We start from the raw sequence: 17,516 nt of genomic DNA on the forward strand, positions 1-17,516 counted from the left end.
GGCCGGCCCGACCGTGCCGGACCCGAGCACGATGGCGGACGCCCGCGCCATCGTCGCGCGCTACGGCCTCGATCTGCCGCCGGCCGCCCGCGCCCTGCTCGACGACGACGCCAGCGAAACCCCGAAGCCCGGCTATGCCACCTTCGCCGACAGCGAGTTCCGGATCGTCGCCCGCCCGGCCGATTCGATCGCCGCGGCGGTGGCGGCAGCCCGCGCCGCCGGCTACGAGCCGATCGATCTCGGTCCCGATTGCGAAGGCGAGGCGCGCGAGGTCGCGGCCGAGCATGCCGCGCTCGCGCTCCGGCTCAAGGCGGAAGGACGCCGCGCCGCGATCATCTCCGGCGGCGAACTGACCGTGACTTTGCGCGGCAAGGGCCGCGGCGGGCCGAACCAGGAATATGCTTTGGCGCTCGCCATCGCGCTCAATGGGGAGGCGGGCATCGTCGCGCTCTCGGGCGACACCGACGGCACCGATGGCGGCGGCGGCGAGGCCACCGACCCGGCCGGCGCCATCGTCGACCCCACCACTTTGGCGCGCGCCTCGGCGCGTGGCCTCGTTCCTGCCCAATCGCTGGCGGACAACGACTCGACCGGCTTCTTCGAGGCCCTTGGCGACCTGCTGCGGACGGGACCGACCTTGACCAATGTGAATGATTGCCGCGTCATCCTGATCGACCCCTAGATCATGACCAGCCGATTCGACCGATCCGCCTTTCGCCTCGCCCTGCTGCTGGCCGGCCTCCTCGGAAGCGCCGCCCCGGCACTGGCCGATCTGCGCATGTGCAACACCACGGCAAGCCGCATCGGCGTCGCGATCGGCTATCGCGACGCGCAAGGCTGGGTCACCGAAGGCTGGTGGAACCTGGCGCCGCGCGGCTGCGAGACCTTGCTACGCGGCACGCTCGCGGCGCGATTCTACTATGTCCACGCCGTGGACTACGACAAGGGCGGCGAGTGGACCGGCAAATCCGTCATGTGCACGCGCAACAAGGAATTCACGGTTCGCGGCATCGAGGATTGCCTCGCGCGCGGCTTCGACCGCTCAGGCTTCTTCGAGGTCGATACCGGCGAGCAGAAGAGCTGGACCATCCAGTTGACCGACACCACCCCCGGCGCGGCGCCGCCAAGGCCATGAGGACATGCCAATGAGGCGCGAGCGCCGGATCAAGATCATCGCCACGCTGGGCCCGGCATCGGCCAGCGAGGAGATGTGCGCCAAGCTGTTCGAGGTCGGCGTCGACGTCTTCCGCATCAACATGAGCCATACCCAGCGCGAGACCCTGCCGGAGAAGATCGCGATGCTGCGCGGGCTGGAGGCGAAGTTCCATCGCCCGGTCGGCATCCTCGCCGATCTCCAGGGTCCCAAGCTTCGCGTCGGCCAGTTCGGCGGCGATGGCGGCGTGATGCTGGAGAAGGGCGCGCGCTTCGTGCTCGATTCCGATCCGGCACTGGGCGACGTCAAGCGCGTCCACCTGCCCCATCCGGAAATCCTGAGCGCGCTCGAGCCGGGCCACAACCTGATCCTCGACGACGGCAAGATCCGGCTCGTCGTCGAGAAGGCCTCGCCGAAACAGGCGGTGACGCGCGTCACGATCGCCGGCCGCCTCTCCTCGCGCAAGGGCGTCAGCCTGCCGGACACGACGATCCCGGTCTCGGCCATGACCGACAAGGACCGTTCCGACGCGGAAGCCGCGGCCGAGGCCGGCGTCGACTGGATCGCGCTCTCCTTCGTGCAGCGGCCCGAGGACATGGCCGACCTGCGCAAGATCGTGCGCGGACGGGCGCTGGCTCTGGCCAAGATCGAGAAGCCCCAGGCGGTGGCGCGGCTGGAGGAGATCATCGAGGCCTCGGATGCGATCATGGTCGCCCGCGGCGATCTCGGCGTCGAGATGCCGCTCGAGAAGGTGCCGGGCACGCAAAAGCGCATCACCCGCATGGCGCGGCGCATGGGCAAGCCCGTCGTCGTCGCGACCCAGATGCTGGAGAGCATGATCACCGCCCCGGTGCCGACCCGCGCCGAGGTCTCCGACGTCGCCACCGCCGTGTTCGAGGGCGCCGACGCCGTGATGCTCTCGGCCGAGAGCGCCGCCGGCCAGTATCCGATCGAGGCGGTGGCGATGATGAACCGCATCGCCGAGGAGGTGGAGAACGAGCAGGTCTACCGCTCGATCCTCGAATCGCAGCAGGCCGAGCCGGAGGCGACCGGCGCCGACGCGATCGCCAAGGCGGCGCACGAGATCGCCGACACGCTGCATCTCAAGGCGATCACGGCCTGGACCTCATCGGGCTCGACCGCGCTGCGCATCGCGCGCGAGCGGCCGAACTCGACCGTGATCGCGCTGACGCCCAACCGCGGCACGGCGCGCCGGCTGACCCTGGTCTGGGGCGTCCATGCCGTCGTGACCAAGGATGCCAGCGACGCCGACGACATGGCCTTCCGGGCTTGCAAATTCGCGGTGCGCGAAGGTTACGCCTCAGTCGGTGACCGTATCATCGTGGTCGCCGGCGTCCCCTTCGGCACACCCGGCGCGACCAACATGGTGCGCATCGCCTTCATCGCGAAGGAGCATGTCGCAAAGGCCTGAGCGGCGGGTCTCAACGCGCCCAGGCCAGCCCCGATTTCGGCCCGGCCAGCTGGTCGATCGCCGCGACGACGATCTCGGGCGCGGCATGGTGCGGCATATGCCCGACGCCCGGCAGCAGCACGAAGCGGCCCTGCGGCGCCTCACGCGCGATCGAGGCCGAATGGATCACCGGCGAGACGATCGCGTCGCTGTCGCCGGTGATCGCCACCACCGGCACGGCGAGCTCGCCATAGCGCGGCGCCTGGGCGCTGACGAAGGCGAGCGTCGCGGCGACGTCCTGGGCGTTCGCCTGGAAGGTCGCGGGCCGCAGCAGCAGCCTGACCTCTCCGGTCTCGACATAGCCGGGCGTGACCGGCTTCGGCGCGAAGACACTCTCTACGCCATAGCGCAGGAACGCATCGCTGGCCGGCACGCCGATCAGCCAGGTGAAGAGCGGTCCGACGACCGGCCAGGATGCGGCGTGATAATACCAGGCGATGCCGCCCGGCCAGGGATGGGTGACGCCGCCGAGCAGGACGAGCCCCTGCAGCCGTTCCGGCCTGTCGAGCGCGATGCGGGCGGAAAGCCCGCCCGCCAGCGAATGAGCGACGAGGACGAAGCGCTCCGGCGCGATCCGGTCCAGCGCCTGCATGAGCACGGCCGCCTGCCGGGCCGGATCGGCCATGGCGCGGCCTTCCATCCGGTCGCTCCAGCCATGGCCGGGCCGGTCGAGCGCGATCACGCGATAATGGCTGAGTTCCGGGCCGAGCATCGCCAGCAGGTCGGCATGGTTGGATGAGGCGCCATGGACGAGGACGACGGTGCCGCGCATCTCGCCGGAAGGCTTGCGCTCGACATAATGCAGCCGCCCGCCGGGCAGCGCCAGGAATGTCCCCTTCGGCGGATGCAGCCGCGCGGCCTCGGCGCTCAGCCATGCCGTTCTGGCGAGCAGGCCGGCGACGACGAGGATGGCGAGGAGGAGCAGCGCGCGCGTCGGCATGATGCGCTTACGTCGCCGCGGCCGATTCGGTTTTGTCGGGAGAGTGCAAGGGCCTTACGCGTCGCGTCCGTCGACCTCGAACTTCAGCGCCTCGACCGCGTCCTTGATCGCGTCGAATTGCGGATAGATCTCGAGCGCCTTGCGATAGGCGACCATGGCCCGCTTGTCGTCGCCCTGCTGGCGCAGGATCGTGCCGAGCCCCATCATCGCGCCGTAATGGCGCGGCTCGCGCTTCAAGGCCTCGCCGATATCGAGCATCGAGCGAATCGGGTCGCCGGCGAGAAAGAGCGCGTTGGCGCGCTGGTTCCAGGCCTCGGCCCAGTCGGGTTCGAGGCTGATGATGCGGTCGAGCAGCTCGATCGCGAGTTCGAGTTCCTTGCCGCGCAACGCCGTCTGGGCCCGGGTCATCAGCAGGTCGGCCGTGTCGGAGCCCGAGCGGGCCCAGCGCCGCTGGATCAGGTTGGCGATGCCCTTGGCCTCTTCGTCGGTCTTGGCCGCCGCGAGCCGCTCGAACAGCCGGTCGAGCGTCGCGGCCGGGCCGCGCGACGGCCCCGGAGCCGGCGTCACCGGGTTGTCGTCCTTGTCGGCGGGCGGAACCATGCCCGGACGCGATGGCAGGCTTTCCTGCGCCAGCGCCACGGCAATGCCGAACGGCGCGGCGGCAGTCAGGGCCAGCGCGAAACCGGCGGACAGCAGGCGATGCGTGCTCATGACTGCAAGTTTAGGAGCTTGCGCGTCCGCGTCAAATCACGGGACGGCGATATGCGCACGCCAAAAAGGGCGGATGCGCCCGGCGCATCCGCCCTTGAAACCTTCGTCGGCATCGGCAACGCGGCCGGAAAGCCGCGCGCGAACTCAGCCCTGACGCGCCTTGAAGCGCTTCTGGACCTTGTTGATGATGTAGACGCGGCCCTTGCGGCGAACCAGCTGGTTGTCGCGGTGACGGGCGCGCAGCGACTTGAGCGAATTGCGGATCTTCATCGTCTCTACTCCGTCGACCCACCCTCGCGGGCGTGTCGGTCAAAAATTCACGGCCGCGACGCGGATCGGCAGGCGATCCTCATCGACCACTCGAACGGCGCGGCTGATGCGATGCCGGCTGTATACGGATTTTTCCGATAATCGCAAGGGCGCAAGGCTCCGAAAAGCGCGAGGCTCATGCGATCGCGGCGAGATAACGCTCGAAGGAACGGGCTACTCCCGCCTTGGCGTCGCCATCCATCACGCGCCCCTCGAAGGCTCCGTAGACGCGTGAGAACGGATAGGGATCGAGAATCGCGGCGATCCGGCGAATCGTCGCGGCATTCACCGGGATCATGTTGGGATAGGAATAGAGCACGCTGACATAGCGGCGGTCCGGCGCCACCTGCAGCACGTCGCCGCAATAGAGCGCGCCCTCGCCCTTCGCGTGATGCAGCACCGTCGCCCCCGCGAAATGGCCGCCGCAGCGCAGAAGGGTCAGACTCCGCCCGAGCTTGAGCGCCTCACCGTTCCAGAATTTGATCGCGGGATGAGGCTCGGTGACCCATTGCGCATCGTCGGCATGCAGATGGACCGGGATCTCCAGCGCCTGCGCCCAATCGGCCAGCGCCGTGTAGTAATGCGGATGCGAGATCGCCATCCCGATCAGCGGGCCGCGCGCCTTGATCGCGGCGACGGCCTCGGGCGTCACCAGCCCGATGCAGTCCCAGAGCAGGTTGCCCTCGTCCGCCTCGACCAGCAGCATGCGCTGGCCGATGGCGAAGGCCGGCTTGATGCGCAGGCCGAGGACGCCGTGATCCTCAGTGCAGTCGATCGCGTGGGCGGCGCCGAGCTCATCCGGCGTCAGCCAGTCCTGCCCTCCCCAGCGCACATATTGGCGCTCGTCGCGACAGATCGGGCAGGCTTCGGGAGGCGTTGCGGATTCCGGAAAGCGGGCCCCGCATTGGCGGCAGATGAAACGCGGCATGGCGCACTCCGTGACAGGGCTGGGGCCGACCTATTCCTGCGTCGGCTCGCCGCTGGCGCTCCGAACGCCACGGCGAATTATCTTCATGAGAAGAAAAGAGTCCATCTATCTTCTTGTCAAGATAACTCGACGCTGGCTGCGGAGACTTCCAGCAGGGCCGATCAGCATCCCGCGCCGCCGCTGCGACCCGGCAGCCACGTGCGCCGGGCCGAGCGGCAGTCCCTACGACACGACGCTCGAGAGGTCATGCGGGCTGCGATAAGGCCCCGCCTTCTCGTCGAAACGCGTCCAGCCCTCGCGTTCGTATTCGGCACGGCGCGCTACCGCGTCGATCGGTCCCGCCCCCTCCATGATCTTCCCGATCGCGGCCGCATGCGACTCCGTCGTCCGAACCGAGACGACCGCCCCGCCGCGCCGGATGGTCTCGGCGAAATAATGCGCCTCCTCCTCGCTCATGCCGGCGCCGGTCAATGCGCCGATCAGGCTGCCGGCGGCGGCGCCGGCGGTCGCGCCCACCGCCGTGGCGCCGATCAACCAGCCCGCCGCCAACGCTGCGCCGACGCCGGGAATCGGAAGCGCCGCCAGGCCGGCAAGAAGCCCGGCGCCGCCGCCGGCGATCCCGCCGATCTCGCCGCCCGTGGTCGCATCGTCCTCGATCTGCCCCGGGCTGTAGCTGACGATGCTGATGTCGTCGGGCTGCACGCCGGCGGCTTCGAGCCGGGAGACGGCGGTCTCTGCGGCGCTGCGGTCGTCATAGGATCGTGTGATGGTGCTTGCCATGAAGCTGCTCCTTCGCTGGGATGCACTTCAGGGCGAACCCGCTTCGCCGGGTGTTGTTCCCTGGAGCGGTCGAGAGTTGGCATCGCGGCGCGGGCGTCACGGCTTTGCAGCATGTCGTCAGGGCAGGGGAAACCCCAGCACCCGTTGCGGCGAGTGCCAGGGTCCCTGGATCGCACCGCGAAGCGATGCCCATAGGTAACGTGCAACCCGCGGATGAGTTCCCAAAGAACAAGCCCGCCTCCCATCAGGGCGGCAGGCTCCATCAGGAGGCCTGTCATTGATAAGACTGGTCTCGGCGTAGCCTAGGCGAAGAACAATGCCGCCTGCACCTCGGCGATGGTCAGCGGATTGGCACTGTGGACCTGGAACGAGTAGTAGCTCGAGCCCTGCGCGATGTAGCCGATCACGTCGGTGCCGTACTGGCTGAGAAAGACCGAGCCGCTATAGGCCGTCGGCAGGATGATGTAGTCCTGCACGCCGCCGGCCTTGAAGTCCGCGATATAGTCGCCCTCCCCGGCCCGCACATCCGATATCAGGTTGAAGTAGTCGAGCCCGCCGGCATTGAAGTCGCCGTAGAAGATGTCATTGCCGATATAGCCGCCGAGCGCGTCCGAGCCGTTGCCGCCGAACAGGAAGTCATTGCCGATGCCGGCGAACAGGATGTCGTTGTCGATCCCGCCGTCGATATAGTCATTGCCGTTGCCCGTCGCGATCTGGTCGTTCCCGGCTTCGCCAAAGGCGGTGATCGCGTTGGCGAGGCCCGAATAGATCGCGTCGTTGCCGGTGCCGCCAAAGGCGGTATCGGCGCCCTGGTCGGCCCAGATCGTATCGATGCCGGCGCCGCCAATGAGCGTGTCGTTGCCCAAGCCTCCGATCAGCGTGTCGTTATTGTCGCCGCCATCGAGATAGTCGTTGCCGCGACCGCCATCGAGATAGTCGTCGCCGGCGCCGCCATAGAGACCGCCAGTGATCGTATAGAACGTGTTGGCGGCATTGTGATCCTTGACCTGGAAATTCGCCAGCCTGTTGTCGTCGCCGTCGCCACCCAGCAGCGTGTCATTGCCATCGAAGCCATAGAGGGCGTCGCGATCCTGGCCGCCATCGAGATAGTCGGACCCGCTGACCTCGCCTGCAAACGGCACGATCGAGCCGGCCGCGGCAGTGGCATAGTCAAATTCGCCTCCGACCAGCAGGTCGCTGCCCATCTCGCCGTAGATCCAGTCGGTCGTCGTTCCGCCATGAATGGTATCATTTCCATCGTCGCCGAAACCAAACATGAATCCGGAGCCAAAATTACCGATGAAATCGAAGCCATTCCCGCCATGAACATCGGGGGCAGCTAGATTGGTGAGAATTCGATCGTTGCCGTCCAAGGCATAGACCGCATCCTGGGCCGCGAAGATATAGTCGTTTCCGTCGGTGAGTATTTGAGACATGACCGACCCCCTTTTGTTTTGTTTTTTTGGGTTGCGTACACCCTGGATCGTCGAGAATCCGGCGGGCCGCGCCCGCCGAGCACGTCGCCTGCGTTGATCCCGGCGCAGTTCCTCCCGCGCCATCCTTCATTTGACGGATGCGGAGCAGCAAACTTACTCCGAAGCCGGCACGCCCGAAGAGGAAAAGAGGCCTCGTGAGCCGGCGCAAAAGTGGTATCGCCTCGCGCGACACAACCGAAGGACACTCCCGCGAGCACGACCCCTCTCGCAAGTGCCGGCGCTTCAGTCTCTTGCGGCACCGCCTCGGGAACCGCGAAGCAAAAATAGCCGCCGTTTCCGAAGGAAACGGCGGCTACCTCTGAAGCGGTAATACCAGCGAAGTAGCGCCGATATCTTCAGTCGGGCGTGCTTTTCGCTTTCAGGCGGCGTAGCCGACCGTGCCCTTGATCTCGAGGAACTCCTCGAGCCCGAAATCGGCATATTCGCGGCCATTGCCGGATTGCTTGTAGCCGCCGAAGGGCGCCCCGGCGTCCCAGGCCGGGTAGTTGATATAGACATTGCCGCTGCGCATCTGCGCCGCGACCTTGCGGGCGCGCTCGAGCGAGCCGGACTGGACATAGGACGCCAGGCCGTAGGGCGTGTCGTTGGCGCGCTGCACGACCTCGTCGTCGCTCTGATAGGGCAGGATCGAGAGCACCGGCCCAAAAATCTCCTCGCGCGCGATCGTCATCTCGTCGGTGACGTTGGCGAAGACGGTCGGGCGGACATAATAGCCGCGATTGAGGCCCTCGGGACGACCCGAGCCGCCGGTGACGAGATCGGCGCCTTCCTTGATGCCCGCTTCGATCAGCTTCTGGATCTTGTTGTACTGCGTCTCGCTGACGACCGGGCCGAGGAAGGTCTCGTTCGAGGCCGGCGCGCCGACCTTGAGCGGTTCGGCGACGGCCTTGGCGATCGCCACCGCCTGGTCCTGCAGCGCGGCCGGCACGAACATCCGGGTCGGCGCGTTGCAGGACTGGCCGGAATTGCGCATCACGCTCTCGACGCCGAGCTTCACGGCCTTGTTCAGGTCGGCATCGTCCAGGATGATGTTGGCCGACTTGCCGCCGAGCTCCTGATGCACCCGCTTGACCGTGTCGGCCGCGGCCTTGGCGACGAGGATGCCGGCCCGGGTCGAGCCGGTGAAGGAGACCATGTCGACGCCCGGATGGCGCGAGATCGCCTCGCCGACCGTCGGGCCGTCGCCATTGACGAGGTTGAACACGCCCTTGGGGATGCCCGCCTCATGCATGATCTCGGCGAAGATGACCGCGTTCAGGGGCGCGATCTCGGACGGCTTCAGCACCACGGTGCAGCCGGCGGCGAGCGCGGGCGCGACCTTGCACATGATCTGGTTCATCGGCCAGTTCCACGGCGTGATCATGCCGACGACGCCGATCGGCTCCTTGGCGATCAGCGTGGTGCCGCGCAGCTCCTCGAACGCGAAGTTCTCCAGCGTCTGGATCATCTTGGCGAGATGGCCCGTGCCCATCGCGGCCTGGGCCTTGTGGGCCAGTTCCATCGGCGCGCCCATCTCGCGCGACAGCGTCTGCGCGATGTCGGCATGGCGCGCCTTGTAGGCCTCGAGCAGGCGCCGCATCAGCGCCAGGCGCTCCGCCTTCGAGGTCGCCGCATATGCCGGGAACGCGGCGCGGGCGGCAGCCACGGCCTTGTCGACATCCGCCTCGTTGCCGAGAGCGATGGTGCCGATGGCCTCCTCCGTCGACGGATCGATCACCTCGAGCGTCTTCGACCCGGACGGCTGCACCCACTGACCGTCGATATAGAACTGCAGGTTATGCGACATGGGATGCTCTCCGGGGTCGGTTTGGCGGGATGCGGGCCTTCGCCGGTGAGGTCGCGGGCGAAAGTCCGGCCGAATGGTGCAGCTCTTTCGCTGTATCCGGCCGGGCGTAACGATAGGCAGCCGATGCCGGCTTGTCACGGCGCGGGGCGCCCCGTCACCGAATGGCGGTCATGCGCCGACGCTGGCCGGCGCCCCGGTTATTCGCCGCCCGCGCTCGCCGCGAGATAGATCGCTGCGATCGCCTCGATGCCGGCCTGGTCCTCGGCATCGAACCGCGCGACCTCCTGGCTGTCGAGGTCGAGCACGCCGAGCACGCGCCCGTCGCGGAGCAGCGGCACGACGAGCTCCGAGCGCGAGGCCGCGTCGCAGGCGATATGACCCGGGAAGGCATGCACGTCCTCGACCAGCACCGATTGCCCGCGTTCGGCAGCCGCGCCGCAGACGCCGCGCCCCAGCGGAATCCGCACGCAGGCCGGCTTGCCCTGGAACGGCCCGAGCACGAGCTCCTCGCCACGCAGGAAATAGAAGCCGGCCCAGTTGAGCTGCGGCATCATCTCGTAGAGCAGCGCCGAGGTGTTGGCGGCGTTGGCGATCGGGTCCGACTCGCCCGAGAGCAGGGCTTCGAGCTGCTGCGAAAGCTCCCGATAGAATTCTGCCTTGCCGGCCGCCGTGATCGCCCGCGCCTGAAACATCGCCGTTCCTCCCGATATCCGCGGACCGCCGCGCCTGCGGCATCCGGGTGGGGCTGAAAACAAAAAATCCGGAGAGGCGTTCCCGCTCTCTCCGGATCGCTCCCCGGTCACGGGGGAAGATGGTGGGCGCGACAGGGATCGAACCTGTGACCCCTACGATGTCAACGTAGTGCTCTCCCGCTGAGCTACGCGCCCGTCATGCCTTGCGGCAACCGGAACATGCCGCCGCCTTGCGGCCACGAGCATGTTGCGAGGGTTGCGGCTATAGCCGCTCGCCTTGCGGCTTGCAAGGCGCATAATCACGAAACCGACCTTGAGCGGGCTCAGGCCGCCAGCAGCTTCTCGACCTCGTTGACCAGTTCGCGCAGGTGGAAGGGCTTGGAGAGCACCTTGGCATCCTTGGGCGTCTGCGAATCGGGGTTGAGCGCGACCGCGGCGAAGCCGGTGATGAACATCACCTTGATGTCGGGGTCGAGCTCGGTGGCGCGCCGCGCCAGCTCGATCCCGTCCATTTCCGGCATCACGATATCGGTCAGGAGCAGCTCGAAGGGCTCCTCACGGAGCCGGTTATAGGCCGAGAGCCCGTTGTCGAAGGATGCGACGTCGTAGCCTGCATTCTGCAGGGCCTTGACCAGGAAGCGGCGCATGTCGTTGTCGTCTTCGGCGAGAAGTATCTTCGTCATGGGCCTGCTTCGTCCGTCCCGTTCGGCCTATAAGGATGAGGGCCGCCCATCCGGACAGCCCCGCGTTGGTTTCGTCGCGCCCGATCGGCTTTCCGGGCCGGCGCGCCGCAGCGTTAGCCGCCGCCCGGAGCGCTTGGAACATGATCCTTGTATAAGGCCCTCGCATGGTAAACAACGGGTGAACGCGGAACGTATTTCGTCCTCTCCATCGAGATGGCTTCAACCGCTTCGCATTGTGTGCTTCAGTCGCCAGGCATGACGTTCTCATCCGGTTATTTCCCGCCCGAGACCGACGATGTCGTCGCCGAGATCGAGCATCCCTTCAGCCTCTATCAGCCGGCTCTCCAGGTCGTGCCGGTGGTCGTTGACGTCCCGCATGCCGGGCGGCGTTACCCGCCGGGCTTCGTCGAGCGGGCGCGGCTGCCGCTGCGCTCGCTGCGCCGCTCGGAGGACGCCTATGTCGACCGGCTCTTCCGGCAGAGCGTCGCGCTCGGCGCGCCCTTGCTGGTCGCCGAGTTTCCGCGCGCCTTCCTCGACGTCAACCGCGAGCCCTATGAGCTCGACCCGCGCATGTTCGAGGGTCGCCTGCCCGCCTTCGCCAATACCCGCTCGATGCGGGTCGCCGGCGGGCTCGGCACGATTCCCCGCATCGTCGGCGACGCGCATGAGATCTATTTCGGGCGCATTCCGGTCGAGGAGGCCTTAGCGCGCATCGACGCGCTCTACCGGCCCTATCACGCCGGCCTGCGCAGCCTGGTCCAGCGCACGCAATCGGCCTTCGGCACCTGCATCCTGGTCGATGCGCATTCGATGCCCTCGAGCGGGCTCGACCGTGACGGGCTCGCCAAATCCGATGTGATCCTGGGCGACCGGTTCGGCACCAGCGCGGCAAGCTATGTCATAGACATCGCCGAGGAGGCGTTCCGGCGCCGCGGCCTGAGCGTGACCCGCAACCGTCCCTATGCCGGCGGCTTCATCACCGAGCATTACGGCGCACCGGCCACCGGCGTCCACGCGCTCCAGATCGAGATCAACCGGGCGCTCTACATGAACGAATCGACGCTGGAACCGCATGCCGGCTTCACCGAGCTCGAGCAGGCCGTCGGCACCGTCATGGCTGAATGCTTCGCGCAATGGAGCGGCTGGCTCGACGAGTGGCGCGAGGCGGCCGAATAGCCGCCTGCCGGTCGAGACGCTTGCTTGCCGTGGCAACCAAGAAAAAAGGGCCGCGCACTTTCGTGGCGGCCCAAGTCTAGGGAGGAAACGCCCAAGGAGGGCAACGAAGGCTTGAGGTGATCGCCCCTTCGCAGTGCACAATATGACGGTGCAGCGCAAAAACGCAAGAGGCTTTGCCAAAAATCTTATGGGGCATGCGTCGAGCGCAACCCAAACTCCCGGAATGCCGGTCGATTTTCTTGTTTTTTGACGACACCCGCCTCAAGAAGCTCGGGCGCGGGCCTCGTCGGCCACGCCATTTTGCTGCGCAGCAACGCAAGCCGGGAGAACAGGCATGAGTGCGATTGATTTCGGCGCCTTCGTCGCGGAACTGGCGACCCGGTCCGGCCAGGCGATCCTGCCGTTCTTCCGTTCCGCGCACGCGACCGAGGACAAGTCCGCCGGCGGCGTTTTCGACCCCGTCACGGAGGCCGACCGCGCCGGCGAGAACGTGATGCGCCACATGATCAAGCACAGTTTTCCGGAGCATGGCGTGCTCGGCGAGGAATTCGGCACCGAATATGGCGAGTCCGACTATGTCTGGGTGCTCGATCCGATCGACGGCACGCGCGCCTTCATTTCGGGGATCCCGGTCTGGGGCACCCTGATCGGCCTGACGCGCAAGGGCGTGCCGGTCTATGGCATGATGCATCAGCCTTTCACCGGAGAGCGCTATTCGGGCGATGGCCGGCGCGCCCGCTATGAAGGGCCGGGAGGCCAGCGCGCGCTGCGCACGCGCCAGGGCGCCGATCTCGCCACCGCGACCCTGATGACGACCAGCCCCGCCTTGTTCGCCGGCGCCGAACAGGCCGCCTACCAGCGCGTCGAGGCCAAGGTCCGCATGGCGCGCTATGGCTGTGATTGCTACGCCTATTGCATGCTCGCCTCGGGCCATGTCGACCTCGTCATCGAGAGCGGCCTGAAGCCCTATGACATCGTCGCCCTGATCCCGATCGTCGAAGGCGCGGGCGGGATCGTCACCTCATGGGACGGCGGCAGCGCCGCCGGCGGCGGCAGGGTCGTCGCCGCCGGCAGCAAGGCCCTGCACGAGGCCGCGCTCGCCCTGCTCGCCGGTTGAACGAGGCGCGGTCGCGTCCTCGCCGGGAATGAAGGCGTCGAACGCGGCCCAGAACCGCGCGCGGATCGCGTCGGTCTCCATCAGGATCTCGTGGCGCGCCGTCGGCAGGACCAGCGCCGGGCCGGTCTTCAGCCGCGCCGCGAAACGCTCGATCGCCGGCGTCGAGACGACCGGATCAAGCCCGGCGGCGATCACCAGCACCGGCACCCTGACGTCGAGCGCCGCGGCGGGCGCCGTCAAACGGTCCATCAGGGTGAAGGCCGTCCTGATCCAGGCGACGGTCGGGTCGCCGATGCTGAGATGCCGCGCTTGCGCCGACAAAGCGCTGTTGCGGGCATAGCGGGCCGGGTCGCCGGTCAGGCGGTTGCCTTCGAACGGCTTGGTCGCGATCGCCGTCTCGCCGCCGCCGGGCACGAAGGATGTGCCGAAGCCGAGCCAGAACAGCGCGCTCGCCAACAGGCGCGCGGCGCGCGGCCGCGCCACCATGCTCAAGCCCAGCATCGGCGCGATCGCCACCATGCGCGAGACCGGCAGCGCGCCGTGCCGGGCCGCATCGAGGCAAAGCGCGGCGCCCATCGAATGCGCCAGCACGAAATAGGGCGGCGGGAACCGTGCCTGCATCTCGGCCATGGCGAGCGCGAGATCGCGCTCGTAATCCTTGAGCCGGCCGACATGGCCCTTGCGTATCCGTGAGACGAAACGCTGCGAACCGCCCTGCCCGCGCCAGTCGAAGCTGAGCACGTGGAAGCCGCGGCGGCGCAGCTCGATGATCGTCTCGCTATAGCGCTCGATGAACTCGGCCCGGCCCTGGACGACGATGACAGTGCCGCGTGTCGTCTTTGCCGTCGCCCGCCAGCTCGCGAAGCGCAAGGCGGCGCCGTCCTGCGTCGTCGCGAGCCAGACCTTGCCATGTCCGGGGACGGGGTAGTCGGGATGAGCGAAGAGTTCGGCCTCGGCCATCGCGGGCTCCGAATCGTCATGCCCGCCGCGGGCGCGCGGCGCTGGTTATGCCCGCTCGAACCCGCACTTGAAAAGCTGAAAACGCACACCCAACTTTCTGTCACGCAGGCCGGGATCGGCTGCGTGAACCTGAACGGGGCCCGCGCTCATGATGAGGCGGGCTCGACCGAACGTCGCTTCTTAGGAGGACATTATGCGTCACTTCGATCTTTCCCCGCTTTATCGCTCGACCGTCGGCTTCGACCGCCTGTTCGCCCTGCTCGACCAGGCGACCAGCGTCGAGAACGCGCCGAGCTATCCGCCCTACAACATCGAGCGGACCGCCGAGAACGCCTACCGCATCTCGATTGCGGTCGCCGGCTTCGGCGAGGGCGACCTTGCCATCGAGAGCAAGGAGAACACCCTGACCGTACGTGGTGACAAGCAGGTTGCCGAGGACGCCGACAAGCGCGAGGTCCTGCATCAGGGCATCGCCGCGCGCGCCTTCGAGCGCCGCTTCCAGCTCGCCGACTATGTCCAGGTGACCGGCGCCAGCCTCGAGAACGGCCTGCTCCATATCGATCTCGTCCGCGAGATCCCGGAGGCCAAGAAGCCGCGCCAGATCGCTATCGGCGGCAAGCCCGCCAAGGTGCTCGAGGCCAAGGTTTCCAAGGCCGCGTAACACTGACCGGCTTTCCAGGCCTGATATGAATGGGGCGTCCCCGGTTTCCCGGGGACGCCCTTTTTCATGCGCGGTTTTGGCGGCGCATCATTCGAGCGGGGCGACCGGAACGGCGGGAGTGGCCGGCTTCGGCGTCGATGGCGCCGCATCCGGAAGCTGCACGGGCGGAAGCTCGACCGGCGCGACCGAGATGCCGGACGGATCGGCCTTGGCGAGCGGCGGCTGACGCTCGGCTTCGCCCGTGCCGCGCACGTCGTTCGGATTGACCAGCTTGGGCTTCTCCTCGCCGGACGGCGCGGTCGGCCCAGGCGTCGGCGCCGCCGGGGCGGCAGGCGCAGCCGGAGCCTCTGTCGCAGGCGCACTCGCCTCGACCGGCGGCGGTGGCGCGGCCGGCTTCTCCGGCTCGGGCGCAACCGGCGGCGCAGCCGGAGACGGCGGAATCACCTGCGCCGGCGCGCTCGCCTGCGCCGGTCCCTTGAGCGAGGCCGGCCGCTCGGGCGGCAGCGGCAGCAGACGAGGCTGGGCCGGCCGAGCCTCGGGTTCGACGCGGGCGACCTCGGGAGTCCGGGGCCTGACGCGCTCGGGCGCCTGCAGATTGACGCGCTGGACCAGGTCGCCGCTGTAGAGATCGAAGATCAGCCGGGTGCGCCGGCCATTCGCAGCCTGTCCGTCGACGACATAGGAGGAATCCGTGCGCACCGTCCGCTCGACCTGGGCGAGGCCGTATTCGCGGAGCGCGATGCGCGCGACCGCGCGCGCCGACAGCGGCGCGGGTGGCGGCGGCGCATAACGATAGCCGTAGCCGTAATAGGACGGCCGCGGCGCGTAATCATATTCGTAGTCGTAATATTGCGCGGCGGCTCCACCGGCCGTGCCCACCAGCGCACCGGCCATTGCCAGGCCGATCAGCGCGATGCGTGAGCGCGCGCTCGAAACAGAAGCCATGTCTCCATCCTCTTAATGGAACGAACCAGGCCTTCAGTAATCCTTAGGGATTACGGCGCGCTTGCGGCGTGAATCAGGGGATATTTCAGCGCGGGGTTGCGTTCAGCACCGCGATGAGCCCCTCGACATCGGCCTCGCGCGTCGCGAAGGACATCACGAAGCGGCCGATCACCTCGCCCGGAGCCAGCGGCGCGCCGTCGGACAGCGCCGTGTCGGACCAGGCAAGGTAGCGCGCGCCGGCCGCCTTCAGCCTGTCCTGCGCGGCGGCATCGAGAATCAGGAAGACGGCGTTCGCCTCGCAGGGCCAGGCGAGCCGCGCCGCGCCGTTTGCAACCACCGCCTCCGCGAGCCGCGAGGCCATCGCATTGGCATGGCGCGCGAGCGCGAGCCAGTGACCGTCCGCCAGCAGGCCCTCGAACTGCGCCCCGATCAGCCGGCCCTTGGACAAGGTGTGTCCGCCGCGCTTGCGCCGCCATTTCATCTCGGCCGCCAGCGACGGTTCGAAGAAGACCACGGCCTCGGCCGCCCAGGCGCCGTTCTTGGTGCCGCCGAAGGAGAGCACGTCGACCCCGGCCTTCCAGGTGATCTCGGCCGGCGTGCAGCCGAGCCTGACCAGCGCATTGGCGAAGCGCGCCCCGTCCATGTGCAGCTTCAGGCCGCGCGGCGTGGCGGCCTCCTTCAGCGCCCGGACCTGCGCCGGCGTGTAGATCAGCCCGCACTCCGTCGCCTGCGTGATCGAGAGCGCCTGCGGCTGCACCTGATGCAGCGCGCCCTCCCTCAGCCGCGAGAGCGCCAGGGTCACCGCCTCCGGCGCGATCTTGTTGCCGGCGCCGGGCAGCCCGACGAGCTTGGCGCCGTCGGAGAAGAATTCCGGGGCGCCGCATTCATCGTCGGCGACATGGCTCTCCTGATGGGTCAGCACCGCCCCCCAGGGCCGCGTCAGGCAGGCCAGAGCCAACGAGTTCGCCGCGGTGCCGGTCGTCACCAGCGAGACGGCGACCTCATGCTCGAACAGATCGGCGAACAGGCCCTCGATCCGCGCCGTCCAGGCGTCGGTGCCATAGGCCGAGGCCGCACCGTCATTGGCAGCGCTGAGCGCCGCCATCACCGGCGCGCTCGCGCCCGCCGTATTGTCGCTGATGAAATTCATGATCGAGGGTTATCTGCGGCTGGCTGGGCTGCCAAGCGCAAGGCGGGAATGATGCCCTGCGCGCCGCGCCTGCCGGGCGTCCCGATTACCGGCCCTGGACAAGAAGCGTGCAGTCCGACTCCCGCTTTCGTCCCGGAAATGTCTCGACGGCAGCGCATATCGCAATAATATTTCCGCGCGACACAAAATAGGCGCTTGTGCGGACATTAGAATTCTGGCAAATTCGTCCCAATAGGACAGTGATACTGTCCCATTTTTCACCGCGCTGACATCGGGCTCGATCCTGATGTCGGACGATCGCAACGGAGCGGAGCAATGACGAGGGGCACGGCCACGACCGCCAAAGCCAACCGTAAACGCGCCGCCCGTAAAACGGCGGCGTAAACAGGCGCGGCAGGGCTGAGACAGCCCGAGGCGCCTGCGGAGGACGCGGGCGCGGGATCAAGACAGCGCAAGCAAGCCTCTGACGGACTGACCGGCCGGATTGGCCCCATCCTTGCTGTCCAAGGGACAGCGGTGGCCGATCCGGGCGGTGACTGATGCGGCCCTGCGGCGAGA

General features: G+C 67.6%; 18 protein-coding genes and 1 tRNA gene. 6 read left to right on the plus strand and 13 right to left on the minus strand.

Annotated elements, in window-relative coordinates:
- From ACTIF2_RS15475 to pyk, 3 genes are all read left to right on the plus strand, one after another.
- A partial coding sequence (locus ACTIF2_RS15475; protein WP_439497982.1) for an MOFRL family protein occupies positions 1-682 on the plus strand: 682 nt, incomplete at its 5' end.
- 3 nt (positions 683-685) lie between these two features.
- A complete protein-coding gene (locus ACTIF2_RS15480; protein ID WP_439497983.1) occupies positions 686-1,135 on the plus strand; it encodes a DUF1036 domain-containing protein in 450 nt (149 codons plus the stop codon).
- A 10-nt stretch (positions 1,136-1,145) separates the two neighbouring features.
- Positions 1,146-2,585, plus strand: a complete 1,440-nt coding sequence (pyk, locus tag ACTIF2_RS15485) for a pyruvate kinase (protein WP_439497984.1) — start codon at positions 1,146-1,148, stop codon at positions 2,583-2,585.
- Positions 2,586-2,595: 10 nt separating this feature from the next.
- On the opposite strand, the gene ACTIF2_RS15490 is transcribed toward pyk, so the two are convergent.
- The 10 genes from ACTIF2_RS15490 to cpdR form a co-directional block, all read right to left on the minus strand.
- The gene (locus tag ACTIF2_RS15490; protein WP_439497985.1) at positions 2,596-3,564 is read right to left on the minus strand and encodes an alpha/beta fold hydrolase; all 969 of its coding nucleotides are present in this window, start codon (positions 3,562-3,564) and stop codon (positions 2,596-2,598) included.
- A 54-nt stretch (positions 3,565-3,618) separates the two neighbouring features.
- Positions 3,619-4,275, minus strand: a complete 657-nt coding sequence (locus ACTIF2_RS15495) for a tetratricopeptide repeat protein (protein WP_439497986.1) — start codon at positions 4,273-4,275, stop codon at positions 3,619-3,621.
- A 144-nt stretch (positions 4,276-4,419) separates the two neighbouring features.
- Positions 4,420-4,545 carry a type B 50S ribosomal protein L36 gene (gene ykgO, locus ACTIF2_RS15500; protein WP_038363015.1) on the minus strand — a complete coding sequence of 42 codons (126 nt, stop codon included), beginning with the start codon at positions 4,543-4,545 and terminating at the stop codon, positions 4,420-4,422.
- Positions 4,546-4,720: 175 nt separating this feature from the next.
- A complete protein-coding gene (locus tag ACTIF2_RS15505) occupies positions 4,721-5,512 on the minus strand; it encodes an MBL fold metallo-hydrolase (RefSeq protein WP_439497987.1) in 792 nt (263 codons plus the stop codon).
- A gap of 222 nt (positions 5,513-5,734) precedes the next feature.
- Positions 5,735-6,292 (minus strand): hypothetical protein, encoded by a 558-nt coding sequence (locus ACTIF2_RS15510; RefSeq protein ID WP_439497988.1) that lies wholly within the window; start codon positions 6,290-6,292, stop codon positions 5,735-5,737.
- 302 nt (positions 6,293-6,594) lie between these two features.
- The gene (locus ACTIF2_RS15515) at positions 6,595-7,851 is read right to left on the minus strand and encodes a calcium-binding protein (protein WP_439497989.1); all 1,257 of its coding nucleotides are present in this window, start codon (positions 7,849-7,851) and stop codon (positions 6,595-6,597) included.
- A gap of 295 nt (positions 7,852-8,146) precedes the next feature.
- Positions 8,147-9,574 (minus strand): aldehyde dehydrogenase family protein, encoded by a 1,428-nt coding sequence (locus tag ACTIF2_RS15520; protein WP_439497990.1) that lies wholly within the window; start codon positions 9,572-9,574, stop codon positions 8,147-8,149.
- A 197-nt stretch (positions 9,575-9,771) separates the two neighbouring features.
- On the minus strand, positions 9,772-10,266 hold the full coding sequence (locus tag ACTIF2_RS15525; RefSeq protein ID WP_439497991.1) for a GAF domain-containing protein: 495 nt from the start codon (positions 10,264-10,266) through the stop codon (positions 9,772-9,774).
- A gap of 120 nt (positions 10,267-10,386) precedes the next feature.
- Positions 10,387-10,461 (minus strand) — tRNA-Val (locus ACTIF2_RS15530).
- 128 nt (positions 10,462-10,589) lie between these two features.
- Positions 10,590-10,949, minus strand: a complete 360-nt coding sequence (gene cpdR, locus ACTIF2_RS15535; protein WP_038363805.1) for a cell cycle two-component system response regulator CpdR — start codon at positions 10,947-10,949, stop codon at positions 10,590-10,592.
- Between the two features lie 255 nt (positions 10,950-11,204).
- On the opposite strand from cpdR, the gene ACTIF2_RS15540 reads away from it, so the two are divergent.
- Both ACTIF2_RS15540 and hisN read left to right on the plus strand, forming a co-directional pair.
- A complete protein-coding gene (locus tag ACTIF2_RS15540; RefSeq protein ID WP_439497992.1) occupies positions 11,205-12,125 on the plus strand; it encodes an N-formylglutamate amidohydrolase in 921 nt (306 codons plus the stop codon).
- Positions 12,126-12,459: 334 nt separating this feature from the next.
- Positions 12,460-13,242: a histidinol-phosphatase gene (hisN, locus tag ACTIF2_RS15545; protein WP_439497993.1), complete on the plus strand. Its 783-nt coding sequence runs from the start codon at positions 12,460-12,462 to the stop codon at positions 13,240-13,242.
- On the opposite strand, the gene ACTIF2_RS15550 is transcribed toward hisN, so the two are convergent.
- Positions 13,147-14,202: an alpha/beta fold hydrolase gene (locus tag ACTIF2_RS15550; protein ID WP_439497994.1), complete on the minus strand. Its 1,056-nt coding sequence runs from the start codon at positions 14,200-14,202 to the stop codon at positions 13,147-13,149. The two genes, hisN and ACTIF2_RS15550, sit on opposite strands and share 96 nt — an antisense overlap.
- A gap of 193 nt (positions 14,203-14,395) precedes the next feature.
- Between ACTIF2_RS15550 and ACTIF2_RS15555 the strand changes: the two genes are divergently transcribed.
- A complete protein-coding gene (locus ACTIF2_RS15555) occupies positions 14,396-14,863 on the plus strand; it encodes an Hsp20 family protein (protein WP_439497995.1) in 468 nt (155 codons plus the stop codon).
- 87 nt (positions 14,864-14,950) lie between these two features.
- Here ACTIF2_RS15555 and ACTIF2_RS15560 read toward each other — a convergent pair whose 3' ends face one another.
- Entirely contained in the window at positions 14,951-15,808 is an 858-nt protein-coding gene (locus tag ACTIF2_RS15560) for a hypothetical protein (protein WP_439497996.1), read from the minus strand.
- 85 nt (positions 15,809-15,893) lie between these two features.
- On the minus strand, positions 15,894-16,958 hold the full coding sequence (locus tag ACTIF2_RS15565; protein ID WP_439497997.1) for a threonine aldolase family protein: 1,065 nt from the start codon (positions 16,956-16,958) through the stop codon (positions 15,894-15,896).
- Positions 16,959-17,516: the final 558 nt, after the last annotated feature.

Origin of the sequence: Allobosea sp., assembly GCF_051860145.1 — a bacterium.
Classification (GTDB): Bacteria; Pseudomonadota; Alphaproteobacteria; order Rhizobiales; family Beijerinckiaceae; genus Allobosea.